Source organism: Skermanella rosea (assembly GCF_016806835.2).
In the GTDB taxonomy this organism is placed as follows: Bacteria; Pseudomonadota; Alphaproteobacteria; order Azospirillales; family Azospirillaceae; genus Skermanella; species Skermanella rosea.
The window spans coordinates 4815829-4833604 of sequence record NZ_CP086111.1; the positions used below are offsets into that span (position 1 = coordinate 4815829).

Annotated in this window: 16 protein-coding genes; 12 read left to right on the forward strand and 4 right to left on the reverse strand. The window is 68.4% G+C overall.

Features of this window, described 5'->3' with window-relative positions; translation table 11 throughout:
- Positions 1–4: 4 nt before the first annotated feature.
- Together JL101_RS22560 and JL101_RS22565 are read left to right on the forward strand one after the other, a co-directional pair.
- Entirely contained in the window at positions 5–1303 is a 1299-nt protein-coding gene (locus JL101_RS22560; RefSeq protein ID WP_203096115.1) for an ArnT family glycosyltransferase, read from the forward strand.
- Positions 1300–2571, forward strand: coding sequence for a BaiN/RdsA family NAD(P)/FAD-dependent oxidoreductase (locus JL101_RS22565; RefSeq protein ID WP_203096113.1), 1272 nt, complete (start codon positions 1300–1302; stop codon positions 2569–2571). Before JL101_RS22560 ends, JL101_RS22565 begins: the two co-directional genes overlap by 4 nt.
- 59 nt (positions 2572–2630) lie before the next feature.
- On the opposite strand, the gene JL101_RS22570 is transcribed toward JL101_RS22565, so the two are convergent.
- Positions 2631–4685 carry a ThiF family adenylyltransferase gene (locus tag JL101_RS22570; RefSeq protein ID WP_203096111.1) on the reverse strand — a complete coding sequence of 685 codons (2055 nt, stop codon included), beginning with the start codon at positions 4683–4685 and terminating at the stop codon, positions 2631–2633.
- 72 nt (positions 4686–4757) lie between these two features.
- Positions 4758–5702 (reverse strand): PEP-CTERM/exosortase system-associated acyltransferase, encoded by a 945-nt coding sequence (locus JL101_RS22575; protein ID WP_203096109.1) that lies wholly within the window; start codon positions 5700–5702, stop codon positions 4758–4760.
- A gap of 614 nt (positions 5703–6316) precedes the next feature.
- Here JL101_RS22575 and JL101_RS22580 point away from each other — a divergent pair.
- A complete protein-coding gene (locus JL101_RS22580) occupies positions 6317–7099 on the forward strand; it encodes a LamB/YcsF family protein (RefSeq protein ID WP_203096107.1) in 783 nt (260 codons plus the stop codon).
- Positions 7100–7573: 474 nt separating this feature from the next.
- Here the strand turns inward: JL101_RS22580 and JL101_RS22585 are convergent, their stop codons facing one another.
- Positions 7574–8227: a hypothetical protein gene (locus JL101_RS22585; RefSeq protein ID WP_203096105.1), complete on the reverse strand. Its 654-nt coding sequence runs from the start codon at positions 8225–8227 to the stop codon at positions 7574–7576.
- Positions 8228–8404: 177 nt separating this feature from the next.
- On the opposite strand from JL101_RS22585, the gene JL101_RS22590 reads away from it, so the two are divergent.
- From JL101_RS22590 to JL101_RS22630, 9 genes are all read left to right on the forward strand, one after another.
- Complete coding sequence (locus JL101_RS22590; protein ID WP_192499100.1) at positions 8405–8692, forward strand: GapR family DNA-binding domain-containing protein; 288 nt, start codon at positions 8405–8407, stop codon at positions 8690–8692.
- Positions 8693–8834: 142 nt separating this feature from the next.
- The gene (locus JL101_RS22595) at positions 8835–9941 is read left to right on the forward strand and encodes a sensor histidine kinase (RefSeq protein WP_203096103.1); all 1107 of its coding nucleotides are present in this window, start codon (positions 8835–8837) and stop codon (positions 9939–9941) included.
- A gap of 159 nt (positions 9942–10100) precedes the next feature.
- Positions 10101–10568 carry a response regulator gene (locus JL101_RS22600; protein WP_203096101.1) on the forward strand — a complete coding sequence of 156 codons (468 nt, stop codon included), beginning with the start codon at positions 10101–10103 and terminating at the stop codon, positions 10566–10568.
- 187 nt (positions 10569–10755) lie between these two features.
- Entirely contained in the window at positions 10756–11925 is a 1170-nt protein-coding gene (locus JL101_RS22605) for a LuxR family transcriptional regulator (RefSeq protein ID WP_228435078.1), read from the forward strand.
- A 146-nt stretch (positions 11926–12071) separates the two neighbouring features.
- A complete protein-coding gene (locus tag JL101_RS22610) occupies positions 12072–12830 on the forward strand; it encodes an ABC transporter ATP-binding protein (protein WP_228435080.1) in 759 nt (252 codons plus the stop codon).
- The gene (locus tag JL101_RS22615) at positions 12823–13545 is read left to right on the forward strand and encodes an ABC transporter ATP-binding protein (protein ID WP_203104631.1); all 723 of its coding nucleotides are present in this window, start codon (positions 12823–12825) and stop codon (positions 13543–13545) included. The genes JL101_RS22610 and JL101_RS22615 overlap by 8 nt, the downstream gene beginning before the upstream one ends.
- Before the next feature lie 49 nt (positions 13546–13594).
- The gene (locus JL101_RS22620) at positions 13595–14815 is read left to right on the forward strand and encodes an ABC transporter substrate-binding protein (RefSeq protein ID WP_203104649.1); all 1221 of its coding nucleotides are present in this window, start codon (positions 13595–13597) and stop codon (positions 14813–14815) included.
- Between the two features lie 14 nt (positions 14816–14829).
- Positions 14830–15717, forward strand: coding sequence for a branched-chain amino acid ABC transporter permease (locus JL101_RS22625; RefSeq protein ID WP_267133534.1), 888 nt, complete (start codon positions 14830–14832; stop codon positions 15715–15717).
- Between the two features lie 3 nt (positions 15718–15720).
- On the forward strand, positions 15721–16707 hold the full coding sequence (locus JL101_RS22630) for a branched-chain amino acid ABC transporter permease (protein WP_228435082.1): 987 nt from the start codon (positions 15721–15723) through the stop codon (positions 16705–16707).
- 274 nt (positions 16708–16981) lie between these two features.
- Here JL101_RS22630 and JL101_RS22635 read toward each other — a convergent pair whose 3' ends face one another.
- Positions 16982–17773, reverse strand: a complete 792-nt coding sequence (locus JL101_RS22635; protein ID WP_203102731.1) for a 2-keto-4-pentenoate hydratase — start codon at positions 17771–17773, stop codon at positions 16982–16984.
- Positions 17774–17776: the final 3 nt, after the last annotated feature.

Below are 17776 nucleotides of genomic sequence, written 5' to 3' on the forward strand. Positions count from 1 at the left end.
CGCCGTGCGGCGTGACGGGGCGGGCGGCATGAGCCGCTTCCTGATCCTGGTGGCGGTGCTGTTCCTGGGCACCCGGCTCGGCTGGATGACGGCGGTCGACGCCGCCCCGATGAGCGACCAGCTCTGGTATTTCCAGCGCGCGGTGGGCCTGCTGGACGGCCAGGGCTACTCGGTCGGGGGGCAGCCGACGGCGTTCTGGCCGGTCGGGTACCCGGCCTTCCTGGCCGGCCTGTTCGCCGTGACCGGCCCGAGCCTGGAGGCCGCCAAGGCCGCCAACCTCGTGCTGTCGGCGGCGGCGCTGGTCTTCCTGTTCCGGATCGCGCGAAGGGCCACCCGGTCGGAGACGGCGGCCCGGGCGGCGCTGGTGCTGGCGGTCCTGTCGCCGACCCTGGTCTTCTACACCGAGCTGCTCTATGCCGAACTGCTGTTCATGGCCCTGCTGCTGGCCGGCCTGGACGCGCTGCTGGCGGCCCTGGACCGGCCCGGCTGGCGGAGGCCGGCCCTCGCCGGCCTCTGCTTCGGCCTGGCCGCCCTGGTCAAGACCCAGGCGCTGCTGCTGCCGGCCTGCGTGATCGCGGCGGCCTTCGTGCTGCGGCGGGCGGGCCTCCGGCGCGCGGTGGCCGTGGGCTTGGTGCTGCACGCCGCCTGCCTGGCCGTGATCGCGCCCTGGACACTCCGCAACGCCCTGGTCCTGGGCGAGCCGGTGCTGGTATCGACCAACGGCGGCTTCAACCTGTTCATGGGGAACAATCCCTGGAACCGCTGGGGCAACTACATGTGGCCGGCCCCGGCCGAGTTCACCGCGGCGACGGAAGGGCTGAACATCCTGGAGCCGATCCCGGACGAGATCGCCCTGGACCGCCGGCTGAACCAGGCCGCCCTGTCCTACATCCGCGACAACCCGGCGCAGGCCCTGCTCCGCGTGCCCTACAAGCTGGACCAGTTCTTCCGGTTCGACCGGCTGCCCCTGGACCAGGCGGAGATCGGCGCCCGGCGCAACGGACAGGATGTCGGCGCCCTGGTCGCGGCCGTCACGCCGCTCGCCGAACTGTGGCACTGGGCGATGGTGGTCCCGGCCTTCCTGTTCCCGTTCCTGTTCCCCTGGGCGCTGCGTCCGCGCGACGCCGCGCTGGCGGCCTTCGTCCCGATCGGCTATTTCGCCGCCATCACCGGCGTCTTCTTCGGGGAGCCCCGGTTCAACCTGCCGCTGCTGCCACTCTACGCGCTGCTCGCGGTGTCGCTGGCGGCCGGCCTGCTTCGGGCGGTGCCCCGGCCGGGAACGAGGTTCGGAAAAAGAGCATGAGCGCCGCCGGTTCCACGAAAGCCCCCGCCCGGACCGCCGGCCCTGTCGCCGTCATCGGCGGCGGACCGGCCGGCCTGATGGCGGCCACCGTCCTGGCGGAGGCGGGCGTCCGCGTCGAGCTGTTCGACGCCATGCCCTCGGTCGGGCGCAAGTTCCTGCTGGCCGGACGCGGCGGCCTCAACCTGACCCACTCGGAACCGCTGGAGGATTTCCTGCCGCGCTACGGCGACCGGGCGCCAACCGTCCGGCGGTGGCTGGAGCTTTTCTCCCCCACCGACCTGCGGCACTGGGCCGCCGGCCTCGGCGTCGAGACCTTCGTGGGCAGCAGCGGCCGGGTGTTCCCGGTGCAGTTCAAGGCGTCGCCGCTGCTCCGCGCCTGGCTGCGGCGCCTCGACGGCCTGGGCGTCGCCGTCCATCCGCGTCACCGCTGGACCGGCTTCGACGAGTCCGGGACGGTGCTGGTCCGGGGTCCGGACGGAGCCTCCCGGCCGGTCCCGGCGGATGCGGTCGTCCTGGCGCTGGGCGGGGCGAGCTGGCCCCGGCTGGGCTCGGACGGCGGCTGGACCGGAATCCTGGAGGCCCGCGGCGTCGCCGTGCGGCCGCTGAGGCCGGCCAATTGCGGCTTCGACGTGGCCTGGGAGCCGGGCTTCATCGCCCGGCACGAGGGGGAGCCGCTGAAGAACCTGGCGCTGACCTTCGAGGGCAGCACCGTCCGGGGCGAGCTGGTCCTGACCCGCACGGGGATCGAGGGCGGCGCCGTCTATGCCCTGAGCGCGCCGTTGCGCGACATGGTCGAGCGTGACGGGTCGGCCTGCCCGACGATCGACCTGCGCCCGCAGCTTTCCCCCGAACAGGTGCGCGACCGGCTGCGGCGGCCGAGGGGATCGGAATCCTGGTCCACCTGGCTGCGCAAGTCCTTGAACCTGACGGGTCCCCTGCCTGGCCTGCTGCGCGGCGCCGCCGGGGCCGACGCCGGACCGGCCGAGCTTGCCCGGCTGGTCAAGGCGCTGCCGCTCCGCCTGACCGGCGTCAAGCCGATCGAGCGCGCGATCTCCTCCGCCGGCGGAATCGATCTGGACGAGTTGACCGACGATCTGATGCTGCGGCGCCTGCCCGGCGTGTTCGCGGCCGGGGAGATGCTGGACTGGGAGGCGCCGACCGGCGGCTACCTGCTCCAGGCCTCCCTCAGCAGCGGCGTGGCCGCCGCCCACGGCGTCCTCAAGCTGTTGGGCCATGGGCCCAACCTACGGCAATTCGCCGACCCGTAGCTTGGGCCCATGGCCCAACAACAGGTCAGAACTTACCGTATCCGGCATGAGCCCGGGCGTCAGGCGCTGCGGGCGACATCCTGGTCCTGGCGGTCCTTTCCGTCCGTCCGGCGGTCGTCGCCGACGATCAGCTCGTCCAGCGGCCTGCGGTGCGAGCGGCTGGCCGGGCGGGTGGTCCTGGGGCGGCCGATGCGGCCCATGAAGACCAGCGAGTCGACCTCGTGGCCGGACACCCGGCCCAGCTCGACCGCCAGTTTCTCCGCCTTGGCGATCAGCTTCGGCGCTTCCGTGAAGCGTGTCCCCGTGACGGCGTAGCTGGCGAAGGCGAGCGGCGCCAGGCTCGGCTGCATCGCCAAGCCCAGCTTCGCGGCGGTCAGCCAGAAGCGCTGGAGCCGCTGCCCGGCGGCCAGCAGCTCCTCCGCCGTCGGCCTGGCGGTCCGGGGAGTGCTCCAGCCGATGGTGAAGTGCCCGGCGCAGGCCATGCCCGGCAGGATGTCCAGCTGAAGGCTGGCGGCGCCCGTGCCCAGCAGGTTCATCCGCTCGACCCGCGACCAGTCCTCCATGGCCCAGCGCATGAGCTTGCGGGTGGCGCCGTCCAGCCCGATGGCGGTGGACGGCAGGCCGTGCGGGCTGAACCGGTTCTCCCAGTCGATCATCCGGCGGTGGACGTCGTAGGCTTCGCGGCAGCGCAGCCGGATGTCGGTGGCCAGCCCGTTGAGGCGGGAGAACTTCCAGCGTTCCCCCCGGCTCTCGAACCAGGAAAGGGTCAGGTCGGGTCCCAGCGCCTCGGCCAGCGCGTCCTTCTGCGCCTGCGTCAGGCCGTCGCGCTTGTAGGCGGTCCGGTCCACCGACCGCAGCTTGACGAAGCCTTCGAGCGGGTCGGGCCGGATGCCCGGCTGCTTCGGCAGGCGGACCTTGATCCGGATCCCGGGCTCGCCGGCATCCGTCCGTTCAAGCGCCCACTCCATCCGCCGGCCGAACCGGGCCGCGGCGATGGCGATGGTCTCCAGCAGGTGGCCGGCCGACAGCAGCGTCGGCTGGCCGTCGGCATACTCGTAGACGTTGGCGCCAGCCTCGTTCCGGATCAGCACCGTCACCGCGTCGTCGCCGTCGACATGGAAGCGCCAGGGCTGGCTGTTGTCGCCGCTGGGCGCCCAGCGGGCGAGGTCGAGGATCCGCTCGATCTCCGAGGCGCGCGGCTCCGGCCTGGCCTGGGGCGCGTTGCGGGCGATCGCCTGCATCATGCGCATGCCCAGCTTCTGCTTGAACCGCTGGCCGACATGCCGGCTGCCGCCCGGCAGCTTCCTGCTGACGAACCGCCCGCGATAGGCGTCGAACTGGTGGAACCAGGGGGCGGCCTTGACGCCGCCGCGGTTCAGCAGGATGCGGAGCGCCTCGATCCCGGTCACGCCGGCGCAGATCTGGCAGGCCATGCCGGTGGACGGTCCGCGCTGGTTGACCAGGTCCAGCCGGGACGGATCGACCAGATAGGAGCGGTGCAGGCCGCGGGGCGTCAGCCCGACCAGGAAATTGACGTATTGCTGCTCGATCGGCTGGCCTTCCAGGCCGAAATACTGCTCGAAGGTCATGCCGCCGGGCATGAAGACCAGGTAGGCCGTGCCCATGCCGATCGGCCCCGCCGTGATCGCCGGGATGCCCAGCTCGGCGCAGCGGGCGAACACCTTGGCGCGCACGTCCAGGACGAAGAAGTCGAAGCCGTCGATGAACAGGTCGACGCCGTCCAGGAAATCGTCGATGTTGTCGTCGCTGATTCCATTCGGGAAACGGCGGATCTCGGCGGTCGGGTTGATGTCGCGCGCCATGCCGGCCATCACGTCGACCTTCGGCCGGCCGAGCGTGGCGGTGCTGGCGCCGATCTGCCGGTTGAAGTTGACCGTCTCGAAGACGTCCATGTCCGAGATGTTGAAGGCGCCGATGCCCAGGCGCGCCAGCGTCAGCAGGTGGACTCCGCCGACGCCGCCCATGCCGGCGATGGCGACCCGCTTGGTGCGCAAGATCTGCTGCTCCCACTCGGTGACCCACCCGATGTTGCGGCTGAAGGCCTCGTCATAGTCGAAGTCGAACGCGCGCACAGGCATCGTGGGCATGGTCATGGTCGGCATTTTCCTCAAGATCGCGTCCCGGGCGGCCGGTTCCTGTCGGTTTGCCCCGGTCGGTGCCCACCCTCAGTTGGCGACCGCCAAGCAGGCCGACCGGGAGGGAGCGGCGACCGCTTCGGCCGGGCTCGTTTCATCCAGCGGCCACAGGCGGCCGCCATCGGTAATGATTTCCCACACGTCGGGACGCTCGGCATGGACGCGGCGCAGCATGGCGCCCAGGTCGGCCCAGCAGGGCTGCCGCCGTCCATGGTAATCGACCAACGATCCCAGCGGGTTGAAATGGATGCCGAGGCGGGTCAGCAGCCGAAGCAAAGCCGGCTCCATCACCGCGGCCCAATGGGTGATTCCCTCGCGCACGCTCATCTCGACACAGGATTTAATGAGCCCGAGCGGCAGATGGAAGAGCATCTTGCGCCATTCTTCGGGAGAAAGGGTCGCCTCGACCCCGTTTTCCGGCATGTGCTGGCGGAAACTCTTGACGATCGAGAAGCGCGAGATCTCGGCCGTGCGGTAGACGGGGAACGGCGCCACGGCATCCGCCGCGATGGCGCCGGCGATCCGCTGCATCGGCAGCACGCGGCGCTCGCCGCCATGCTGCGGGAGCACCAGGCGGACGGTGCCGATGGCGTTGCCGGTGGCGCGATGGGTCAGCAGGGAATGGACGGAATGGGCGTCGAAGGAGTCGCGCTCGAGGCCATCGGGGCTGTTCGCGGGGTCTTCGAACGCGTTATCGATGCAATAAACCTGAAAACGAATACGGAAACAATCATTCTTAAGTTCTGAAGTCGTCGCGATGGAAGATCCAAAAACCGAATTGTAGTATTCCAGGCCGGTGAAACCGGGAGACTTTCGCGGGGCAGCCGTATCGTTCGTGAGTGAAGTGGCGTTACCGATGGCCTGCCCTTCGGATACGAGCCGCTCAACTCCAGATCTCGAATGGTACATGGTGTCTTCCAGTTTGTTTTTGGTTGCACAAACCACCGTGTCCCGGTGATGGCGGCTCCTGCTCATGGTCTCTCGGCGACGGTATGGCCCGATCGCGCATTTCTCGTGCAGCCGCGCTGATCCGGCTGCCTTGCGGTGTGACACGGAGCGGTGCAAAGTGCCGGGAGGATCCCCGGATGGCTCCTGGCGCCCCATGCCGTTCAGCGCAGCCGAATTCAGTGAGCGAACTGCAAATTCGCACTTCATCAAGTCGCTACAAGGGAAACGGGCCTCGGAAGGCCAGACCGCTTACAGCAGATCAAGCATAAAGTCGGATATACGGTTCTTCGCCATGTATCAAAGCACTCAAAAGTTAAATCTCAATTAATTGAGTGCAGACTAACTTTATGCCACGGACGCGAATGTATTCGAAATAGAGGAAAATTTGACGTGGCAAAGATGTGACCTCGATGAGAATTGCTGTGACTTTCAGGGGCTAATCCTGTGAATTTTCCGGCATAATCGTCGTCAATTTCGAAGGATGACCGGCTTATGCAATCAACTTATTTGAAAGGATTCAGGGGTACCGACGCGGCCGGCCCACCGTCCGTGGGCCGCCCGAACATGGTTGCCCCGGGCCTGCGAAATCGCCATCCTGAAGCAGGATTTCGGCAGCCGGATCCGGCGAGGATGGTGGAAGAATGGCAGGCGTTTCCCGGGTTGACCTGAACTGCGACATGGGCGAGAGCTTCGGCGTCTACACGCTGGGCAACGACGCCGATATGCTGAAGATCGTCACCAGCGCGAACGTCGCCTGCGGCTTCCATGCCGGCGACCCCCTGGTGATCGACCGCACCGTGCGCCTCGCCCTGGAAGCCGGCGTCGCGGTCGGCGCCCATCCCAGTTTCCTGGACCAGTGGGGTTTCGGCCGCCGCCCGATCCTGGGGGAGGATCCGGCCGACATCGAGAAGATGCTGGTCTACCAGATCGGCGCGGTCCAGGCGCTCGCCTCCGCCGTCGGCCACCGGGTCACCCACGTCAAGGCCCACGGGTCGCTCGGCAACATGGCGGCGGTCGATGCCGACCTCGCGCTGGCCTGCGCTCGGGCGGTGCGGGCCGTCGACCGCGACCTGATCTGCGTCGTCATGCCCGGCATGGAGACGGAGCGCGCGGCGGAACGGATGGGCCTGAGGGCCGCGCGGGAGATCTATGCCGACCGCACCTACGACGACAACGGCAACCTGACGTCCCGCAAGAAGCCCGGCGCCGTGCTGCACGACCCGGGGGAGGCGGCGGACCGGATCGTCCGCATGCTGGAGGAGGAGGCGATCCCGACGGTGAGCGGCGCCCGGATCCCGGCGCGGATCGACACCATCTGCGTCCACGGCGACAACCCCCAGGCGGTCGCGATGGCGCGCACCATCCGCGGGCGCCTGGAAGCCCTCGGCGTCGCGGTCGAACCGTTCAGCCGGACCCTGGCGTAGGGCTTGGCGGCACGCCTTCGGAGCGTCCAGAGCATCTCCCCCTCCCCTCATCGTCATGCCCGGGCTTGATCCACGGGCGTCCGGCACGGTTGTTGCCTGCTGCTCAAAAGGCCGCGCTGTGGACGAAAACACCCCCTTTTCGTCATACCCGGACTTGATCCGGGTATCTCCCTGCATGGCGGCGCTGATCAAGCCTGCAAGCGATGACCGGGTCAAGCCCGGTCATGACGATAAAGAGAGGAACGCTCTACTGGAAAAGCATCCTCCAATCGAGTCGGCAATCGCCGTGCCGGACAGCCGTGGGTCAAGCCCGGCCATGACGAGTAGGGAGTGTTTCCGCCCGTAGCTTGCAGAACGCAGTTTTTTGGATGGTCGTGACCGGACTTGATCCGGTCATCCACGCGCAAACTCCATTACGCCGGTTTGCGCGTGGATGCGCGGGTCGAGCCCGCGCATGGCGAAGACCAGCCCCGATCAGGGCCGGTCGAAGATCGGCGGGTTCCCCGGCGTGCGGATCGTGGTGGCCGAGCTTCCCGGAGGGGCGTTCTCGCGCCGGGTCTGGCCGAGCGTGTCGGCGGCTTCGCCCGTCACGGTGTCGGAATGGGACGCGGAGCCGTCCGGGGTCGCCCAGCCGACGCTGGTGCCGCCGCCCGCCGAAGCCCCGCCGGCCGGGCCGCGCAAGGGTTCCCCGTCGGGTCCCAGCAGGACCGAAGCGCTCTCCCGCGCCGATTTGCCGCCGCCGGGCATGCCGACCAGCCGGTCGGGATCGGGCGAGCGGCCGGCCGCCCGGCCCGAGATGTCCCCCGAGACATGGGTATGGTGACGGTCCGGATCGGTGTAGAGCCGCGACCTCCGGCCCGCCCCATGGCCACCGTCGCGCTGGTAGCGGTAGCCGAGCCAAGCCGCCAGCAGGATGCCGGCGCTGGCGGCGAACATCACGAAGGGCACGGGATGGTCGCGGATCACCGCGCTGATTCCGCCCGATTCCCCGCTCTGCCGGCGATCGGCACCGCCGATGCGGGCGCGGCCATAGGCGCTGGGGGTGTCGTAGGGGATGTAGGGGTGCTCGGGCGTGTTGCTGAGGTAACGCCTGTTCTCGGTATCGGAAGCGGGTATGGCGTCCACCATTCTTTTGCCCCATTCGTTGGTTGTTGCTTGGGGACCGCCGCGGCGCGACGGCTATGCGATACCAACCGCGGGAAGCCTCGGAACGTTCCGCGGCCGGCCCGCCGCCTTGTTGCCAGAACCGGCGCTTGCCGGTATGACGCCTCTCCCCAACTCCAGTCCCATCCACGGAGCCTGATCTTGATCGACGCTGGTGCTACGACGGCCGAACAGTTGAAGCAGTTCGCCGACCGCATGGAAAATCTGCTGAACGAAATCGACGGACTCAAGAACGACCTGAAGGACCTGAAGGGCGAGGCGAAATCGGCCGGCTTCAACATCAAGGCGCTCGACCGGCTGGTCGCGATCCGCCGCAAGGACTCGGCCGACGCCGAGACCGAGCTGCTGAACGATCTGCTGCTCTACGCCCACCACACCGGCACGCATCTGGACCTCGCGGTTCCGGAGATGGCCGAGGAAGCGGCCTGACCAACCGTACCGGGCGGGGCTCGACATCGCGCCCCGCCCGATGCATCATCGGGCGCGCGATTCGCCGGGCAGCCGGCGGGACGGGCCGTCCGCATCGATCCAGCCCCGGACGACGCCTCGAATTATTGGGACCACCAGCTTGATGGGCACCGCCATTCCGGGCCAGCAGATCTCCGAGATCCAGCGGCTCGAAGCACTTCGCCGGTACGGCATACTCGACACCCCCCGCGAGGAGGAGTTCGACGACGTCACGCGCCTCGCCGCCTATGTCTGCCGCGCCCCGGTCGCCCTGGTGAGCTTCGTCGACGCCAACCGCCAGTGGTTCAAGTCGGAGATCGGGCTGGGCGCCAGCGAGACCGCCCTGAACGCTTCGGTCTGCCGCCTCGCCATCCGGCAGTCCGGCCTCATGATCGTGCCCGACCTGGCTGCGGACGCCCGTTTCTCCGACAACCCGCTGGTGGCCGGCCCTCCGGGCATGCGGTTCTACGCCGGCGCGCTGCTGAAGACCTCCGACGGGCACGCCCTCGGCACGCTGTGCGTCCTCGACCACGAGCCGCGCCCCGGCCTGGACGAGGAGCAGAAGGCGGCCCTGTCCACCCTGGCCCGCCAGGTGATGTCCCTGCTGGAGCTTCGCCGCTCGATCCAGCAGAAGGACCTGATGCTCAAAGAGGTCAACCACCGGGTCAAGAACAGCCTCCAGCTCGTCTCCAGCCTGCTGCGGCTGGAAAGCCGCCAGATCTCCGACCCGGTGACGCGCCGCCACTTCGACGAGGCCTGCGCCCGCGTCGCCACCATCGCCCGGGTCCATGAGCGCCTGTACAAGACCGACAAGGTCGGCATCGTGGAATTCGGCCTGTTCCTGCGCGACCTGTGCTCCGACCTCGCCCACTCCGCCATGGTCGAGCAGGGTCACCACATCGAGGTGGAGGCCGATACCCACGAACTGCCGACCGACAAGGTCATCCCGCTGGCCCTGGTGGTCAACGAGCTGGTGACCAACGCCGTCAAATATGCCTATCCCGCGGGCCGCCGCGGTGTGATCCGGGTCCGGTTCAAGACCCTGCCGGACGGCGGGTTCGAGGTCGGCGTCGCGGACGAAGGGGTGGGATTGCCCGCCGGTTTCGATCCCGCGAAGACCCAGAGCCTGGGAATGCGCATGGTTTGCGCCCTGCTGGGACAGTTCGGCGGCGAACTGGCCTGCGAGTCCGGCCCGGCCGGAACCATGTTCCGGATCCACGCCGCGGGGTGACCGCATCGGGACGACCGGAACCCCATCGGCCGGAACCCCATCGGCCGGAAGCCCATCGGAAGGTCCATTGGAACGACCGCTTTGTAGGCATTTGGACGATTCGAGCCGACAGGTGTTGATCTCTTGCCACCTCCGAGTCCCGAACTGTAGCTTGGTCCGATGCACGCAATCTCAAAAATTCGACTCGTCCACTCCAGCCCCGCCGGTTCCCTGCCCTCGGACCGGCAGGAACCCGCGCGATCACGGCATGTCCGGATCCTGATCGTCGAGGACGAGGCGATCCCGGCCATGCTGCTGGAGGAGATGGTCGAAGACATGGGATTCACCGTCTGCGGCAAGGCGGTCTCCGGTCCCGGCGCCGTGATGGCCGCCGAGGACTACCGGCCGGACCTCGTCCTGATGGACATCCGGCTGGCCCAGGGAACGGACGGCATCGACGCCGCCATCGAGATCCGCCAGCGCCTCGGCATCCCGTCCCTCTTCATGAGCGCCTTCAGCGATCAGGCCACCATGGTCCGCGCCCAGGCGGCCCAGCCCGTCGGCTTCGTCGGGAAACCCTACGACGACGCCCGGCTGGGCGCGGCGCTGACCGCGGCGCTCCAGGGCATGGGGCTGGCGGAGGACTGAGCGGCGCTGCCGCTCCGGCCCTGGTGCCGGCGTCGCCCTGCCGCCCATGAAAGCCCTCCAATGTTCCGGACAGTCAATCCTCCTGCTGTCAGGTAAGTGTTGAAGCAGGCGGCAGAATACCGCTACACACCCGCATATCCCGTCGTTGAAACGCGGGCCGGATCTGTGCCGAGGGACAGCCGAGACGTTGCGGAAATTTAGAGATAAACTCGATATTCAGCCGGCGGACTCCTGTCTTGTCTTCCGTTCGCGCCTGGAAGACTGTATCGCCCGGTTCGATAGATTGCGCCTCGTGCTTCTGTCGGGTCCTTCCGGCGTCGGCAAGACGACGCTGATGGCGCGCTGGCATGCGATCGCACGCAACCGCGGCATCGCGGCGGGCTGGCTGTCCCTGCATCGCAGCGGCCATGATCCCCGGCGGTTCCTGGCGGACCTCGCCGATGTCCTGGACCCGGTCCTGCCGGTCTTCGCGCGGCGGGTCGCCGGCCTCGACGCCGGCGGGGCTCCGGCGGTCCTCGAGGATGTGCTGTGCGATCTGGCGGGGGAACTTGACCGCCTCGGCCGCCAAGTCGTGCTGTTCCTGGACGATTACCAAGCGGTCGCCGACCCGGCGATCCACCGCGACGTCAACCGGATGCTGAGCGCCCTGCCCGGCTGCTTCACCTTGGTGATCGCCACCCGCATCGACCCGCCGCTGCCGCTGGCACGCCTGCGCGGCTGCGGCGCGCTGCTGGAACTGCGCGCCGCCGATCTGCGCTTCACCCTGGACGAGGCGCGCTACTACCTGACCCGGGTCCAGTCCCTCGACCTTACCGAGGATCAGGTCCGGGAGGTGACGGAGAAGACGGAAGGCCGCATTTCGGCCCTTCAGCTGGCGGTGCTGACCCGGCGCCTGATGGCGAAGGAACGCGACGCCCTGCCGGAGATCCGCCACCGCGCCGACCAGTGGCTCGACCAGGTCGATCCCGCCGGATCCGATGCGGCTCCCCAGGCCGACGACCTGCTGCTCCGCGGCTTCGCCGCCCTGATGGTCGGGTATGCGGCGGGTGCCGCCGGCGACCTGGAGTCCGCCATGGCCCAATGCCGGGATGCGATCGAGATGTCCGGCCGCGTGCTGGAAACCCTCCAGCCGGAGACCGCGCGGGCGACTCCCGCCGCGTCCGACCGCCTGCACCACCGCGAGATCCAGATCCTGCGGCTCGTCTCCGAAGGGTTGCGCAACCGCGAGATCGGCGGGCGACTGCGCATCTCGGAGGACACGGTCAAATGGTACATGAAGAGGTTGTTCGCCAAGCTGTACGTCACCACCCGCACCAGCGCGGTCGCCCGGGGGAGGGAAATGGGCTATCTGCCGTAGGTCTTTGGAGTTTCAGCAGAATGCCACCCTTTCGGGTGGTGCGTCCCGTCCCCCCCTGTCCCTAACTTCACGCAAAATCCAGGACATCCGACCGCGTGACCCGGCGACGGGCGATCCGGCGGACCGTCCGATAAGGGGAGGTGCGCATGAACGGGGATCATATACTTGAAACCCGGAATCTGACGAAGGAATTCAAGGGCTTCATCGCGGTCAAGGACGTCAACCTGCAGGTTCGCCGCGGCAGCATCCACGCCCTGATCGGGCCGAACGGGGCGGGCAAGACGACGGTCTTCAACCTGCTGACCAAGTTCCTGACGCCGAGCGGCGGGCAGATCCTGTTCAACGGCAACGACATCACCCGGGTCAAGCCGGCCGACATCGCCCGGCGCGGCCTCGTACGCTCGTTCCAGATCAGCGCCGTGTTCCCGCACCTGACCTGCCTGGAGAACGTACGCGTGGCGCTGCAGAAGCGCCTGCGCGGCGACAGCTTCGACTTCTGGCGCTCGGAGACGACGCTGCACGCGCTGAACGGCCAGGCCGACGACCTGCTCGACCAGGTCAACCTGGCGGCCTACCGCGACATCCCGGCGGTCGAGCTGCCCTACGGGCGCAAGCGGGCGCTGGAGATCGCGACCACGCTGGCGCTGGAGCCGGAGCTGATGCTGCTCGACGAGCCGATGGCCGGCATGGGCCACGAGGACATCGACCACACCGCGGCGCTGATCCGCAAGGTCTCGGCCGACCGCACCATCCTGATGGTCGAGCACAACCTGTCGGTCGTGTCCGACCTGTCGGACAAGATCACGGTGCTGCGCCGGGGCGAGATCCTGGCCGAGGGACCCTACGCCGTGGTGTCGAAGGACCCGCAGGTGATGGAAGCGTACATGGGGACGGGACATGCCTGACGGGGCCGCGACGACGACGGGGATGCTGGAGATCCGGGATCTCCACGCCTTCTACGGCGAGAGCCACATCCTGCACGGGGTCGGGCTGGAGGTGCGGCGGGGCGAGGTGGTGACGCTGCTGGGGCGCAACGGCGCCGGCAAGACCACGACGATGCGCTCGATCATGGGCATCGTGGGCCGGCGGACCGGCTCGATCCGGCTGAACGGGACGGAGCTGGTGAATCTTCCGTCGAACCGGATCGCCCGGCTGGGCATCGGCTACGTTCCGGAGGAGCGGGGGATCTTCTCCAGCCTGAACGTGGAGGAGAACCTGATGCTGCCGCCGACGATCAAGGCGGGCGGGATGGAGGTGGAGGCGATCTACCGGCTGTTCCCGAACCTGAAGGAGCGGCGCAAGAGCCAGGGGACGCGGCTGTCGGGGGGCGAGCAGCAGATGCTGGCGATCGGGCGGATCCTGCGGACCGGGGCCGACCTGATCCTGCTGGACGAGCCCACCGAGGGCCTGGCGCCGGTGATCATCCAGCAGATCGGGCGGGTGGTCCGGGAGCTGAAGCGGAGCGGCTTCACGATCCTGCTGGTCGAGCAGAACTTCCGCTTCGCCGCCACCATCGCGGACCGCCACTACGTGATGGAGGAGGGACACATCGTCGACATGATCCCGAACGACCAGCTCGAAGCCAACATGCACAAGCTGCATGAGTATCTCGGCGTTTGACCAACCAGAACAACGGACAACAGGGGAAACGGTGAAGAGGATGAGCAAGATGCTGAAGCAGATCATGGCCGGAACGGCGCTCGCGGCACTGTCGGTCGGCTTCGCCGCCGCCGCGAACGCGCAGGGCGCCATTTCCGACGGCAGGATCAAGATCGGCGTCCTGAACGACCGCTCGGGCATCTATGCCGACGTGGCGGGCGAGGGCTCGGCCGTGGCGGCGCGCATGGCCGCGGAGGAGTTCGGCAACGCCATCGACGGCACGCCGATCGAGATCGTGGTCGCCGACCACCAGAACAAGGCGGACATCGCGGCCAACGTCACCCGCCAGTGGATCGACCGGGAGCAGGTCGACGTGATCGCCGACGTGCCCAACTCGGCCGCGGCCCTCGCGGTGCAGGAGATCACCCGCGACAAGAACCGCATCTTCCTGATGTCGGGTCCCGGCAGCTCCCGCCTGACCGGCGACGCCTGCTCGCCGACCGGCATCCACTGGACCTACGACAACCACGCGCTGGCGGCCGGCACCGCCCGCGCGCTGACGGAGGAAGGCAAGAACACCTGGTACTTCCTGACCGCCGACTACGCCTTCGGCCATTCGCTGGAGGAGGAGACCACGGCCGTCGTCAAGGAACTGGGCGGCCAGGCCCTGGGCTCGGTGCGCCACCCGCTCGGCAACTCGGACTTCTCGTCCTTCCTGCTCCAGGCCCAGGGGTCCGGCGCCCAGGTGATCGGCCTCGCCAACGCCGGCAACGACACGACCAACGCGATCAAGCAGGCCAACGAGTTCGGCATCACCCAGGCGGGCCAGACGCTGGCCGGGATGCTGCTGTTCATCTCCGACGTCCACGCGCTGGGGCTCGACGCGGCCCAGGGCCTGGTCGCGACCACCGGCTTCTACTGGGACATGGACGAGGAGACCCGCGCCTGGTCGGCCAAGTACCAGGAGAAGATGGGCTCCAAGCCGACCATGGTGCAGGCCGGCGTCTATTCCTCGGTCAAGCACTACCTGAAGGCAGTCCAGGCGGCCAAGACCGACGAGGCGAAGGCCGTGGTCTCCAAGATGCACGAGCTGCCGATCCAGGACATGTTCGCCAAGAACGGCAAGATCCTGGCCAACGGCCGCATGGTCCACGACATGTACCTGGCCCGCGTCAAGGCGCCGTCCGAGAGCAAGGGGCCGTGGGACTATTACGAGATCGTCCGGACCATTCCCGGTGACAGCGCCTATCTCGACGCGGCCGCCAGCGGCTGCAAGATCGCCCAGAAGTAAGGGACGGACCCGAAATGATGGAGCTGCTGGGGATTCCGCCCCAGGTCCTGTTCGGTCAGCTCCTGCTGGGGCTGATCAACGGGTCCTTCTACGCCCTGCTGAGCCTCGGGCTGGCCGTCATCTTCGGCATGCTCAACGTCATCAACTTCGCGCACGGCGCCCAGTACATGCTGGGCGCCTTCGCGGCGTGGATGCTGCTGAAGTTCGCCGGGATCAACTACTGGCTGGCCCTGGTGCTGGCCCCGGTGCTGGTCGGCCTGCTCGGCGTCGTGCTGGAGAAGCTGATGCTCAGCCGGCTCTACAAGCTCGACCACCTCTATGGCCTGCTGCTCACCTTCGGCCTCGCCCTGATCATCGAGGGCATGTTCCGCCACTGGTACGGCGTCTCCGGACAGCCCTACCCGATCCCCCAGGCGCTCGCCGGCGGCTACAACCTCGGCTTCATGTTCCTGCCGACATACCGCGGCTGGGTCGTCGCCGTCTCGCTGGTGGTCTGCTTCGGCACCTGGTTCATGATCGAGCGCACGAGGCTGGGAGCATACCTGCGCGCCGCCACCGAGAACCCGGTGCTGGTCCAGGCCTTCGGCATCAACGTCCCGGTCATGATCACCGCCACGTACGGCTTCGGCGTGGCGCTCGCCGGCCTGGCCGGCGTGCTCGCGGCGCCGATCTACCAGGTCAACCCGCTGATGGGATCGCACCTCATCATCGTCGTCTTCGCCGTCGTCGTGATCGGCGGCATGGGCTCGATCCTCGGGGCCGTGCTGACCGGCTTCATGCTCGGCATCCTGGAGGGCTTCACCAAGGTGTTCTACCCCGAGGCCTCCAACATCGTGATCTTCGTCGTGATGGCCGTGGTGCTGCTGATCAAGCCGGCCGGTCTGTTCGGACGGGAGAAGTAAGCCATGGCAACCCATTCCCATAGCGAGGCCCTGCGGGCCGGCACGCCGCCGCAGGCCCGCCAGGGCTCGCCCGCGCTGAAATGGGCGGCGCTGGCGGCGCTGCTGCTGGTGGCGCTGGCAGCACCCTTCCAGCTCTATCCGGTGTTCCTGGCCAAGGCGCTGTGCTTCGCGCTGTTCGCCTGCGCCTTCAACCTGCTGATCGGCTATGTCGGGCTGCTGTCGTTCGGCCACGCGGCGTTCTTCGGCTCGGCCGCCTACGTGACCGCCCACGCGGTCAAGGTGTGGGGGCTGACGCCGGAGCTGGGCATCCTGCTCGGCGTCGCGGTGGCGGCGCTGTTCGGGCTGGCGTTCGGCTACCTGGCGATCCGGCGGCAGGGGATCTACTTCGCGATGGTGACGCTGGCGCTGTCGCAGATGGTGTTCTTCCTGGCGCTCCAGCTGCCGTTCACCGGCGGCGAGGACGGCATCCAGGCGGTGCCGCGGGGCCACCTGTTCGGGCTGGTCGACCTGGGCGACAACCTGACCATGTACTACTTCGTGCTGGCGGTGTTCCTGGCCGGGTTCCTGCTGATCTACCGCACCATCCACTCGCCGTTCGGCCAGGTGCTGAAGGCGATCCGGGAGAACGAGCCGCGGGCGGTGTCGCTGGGCTACAAGGTGGAGCAGTACAAGCTGGCGGCCTTCGTGATGTCGGCGGCGCTGGCGGGCCTCGCCGGCGGGACCAAGGCGATCGTGTTCCAGCTGGCCTCGCTGACCGACATCACCTGGCAGATGTCGGGCGAGGTGGTGCTGATGACGCTGCTGGGCGGGCTCGGCACGATCTTCGGACCCGTCGTCGGCGCCTTCCTGGTGGTCACCCTGCAGAACTACCTGGCCGGCACCCAGCTCCCCGTCACCGTGGTCACCGGCGTCATCTTCGTCGTCTGCGTCCTGCTGTTCCGCCGCGGCATCGTCGGCGAGATCGGAGCCCTGCTCAAGGGCCGAGGCTGAGGCTTTGGGGAGGAGCTTGCGTCCACGGCCGCCTTTGATTAGCACTATGACTGGTCACGGACGGCCGTGGACACCCGCACAGGCTTCGGTATGGGAGAACGAACTGCTTTCGGCGGAGACTCTCCTTGAGGCGACATTCCCGTACCCGAACGCGGTCGCCTGCATCGCCGTAGGTTGGCCTTCGCCCGTCAGGGCGAACGCCGACGCCCCGCATCGACGCTCCGGCCACGCTGTCGGCGTCGGCCTTCGGCCGAGGCCGACCTACAGTAGGAACTCACTCGAAGCTGAGTTCCACCGCCCCCAGCCTCCCCAAGTCCATTACCACCCGGTCGCCGACGGCCACCCAGTTGGTCTGGACGACGCTGCCGGTCAGCACCAAGTCGCCCGCTTTCAGCCCGCCGCCCTGCCCGGCCAGCCGGTTGGCGAGCCAGGCCAGCGCCTCGAAGGGATGCCCCAGCACGTCCGCGCCGCGGCCGCTCCCGACCACGGCGCCGTTGATCAGCATGGATCCCGCGACCTCGTCCAGGGCGCCCCAGTCATGGACCGGGGCGCCCAGCACGCAGCCGGCGCCGAAGAAGTTGTCGGCGATCAGCAGCGGGGTGCCGACGGTCCGCCAGTCCGCGTAGCGGTCGTCCACGATCTCGGCCGCCGGCATGCAGCACTCGACGAACCCGGCGACGGAGTTCCTGTCGTAGGGCGCGCCGGATTCCGGCACGTCCTTCCCCAGACGCACGGCGATCTCGCATTCCACCCCCGGCCGGCGGAAGGCGGCGTGGTTCAGCGCCGCCCCGCCCCCCGCTACGGTGCTCGACAGGATGCCGCCGCGGCACGGGCTCGCGATGCCCAGGTAGGCCTGCATCACCGCCGTGGTGCAGCCGATCTTGTAGCCCGCCAGCTCCCCGAAGCCGGCTCCGGAGAGCTTCCGGTTCAACGCCTCCTGGACCTGGTAGGCCTCCGCCTCGTCGGCCGGCTGCAACGGGTCGGGCAGCCGGTCGAGCGCCCGCAGGCTGAGATGGGCGGCGAACAGCTCGCAGGCGGCGAAGACGGCGCTCTCCGGGGTCATCATGGC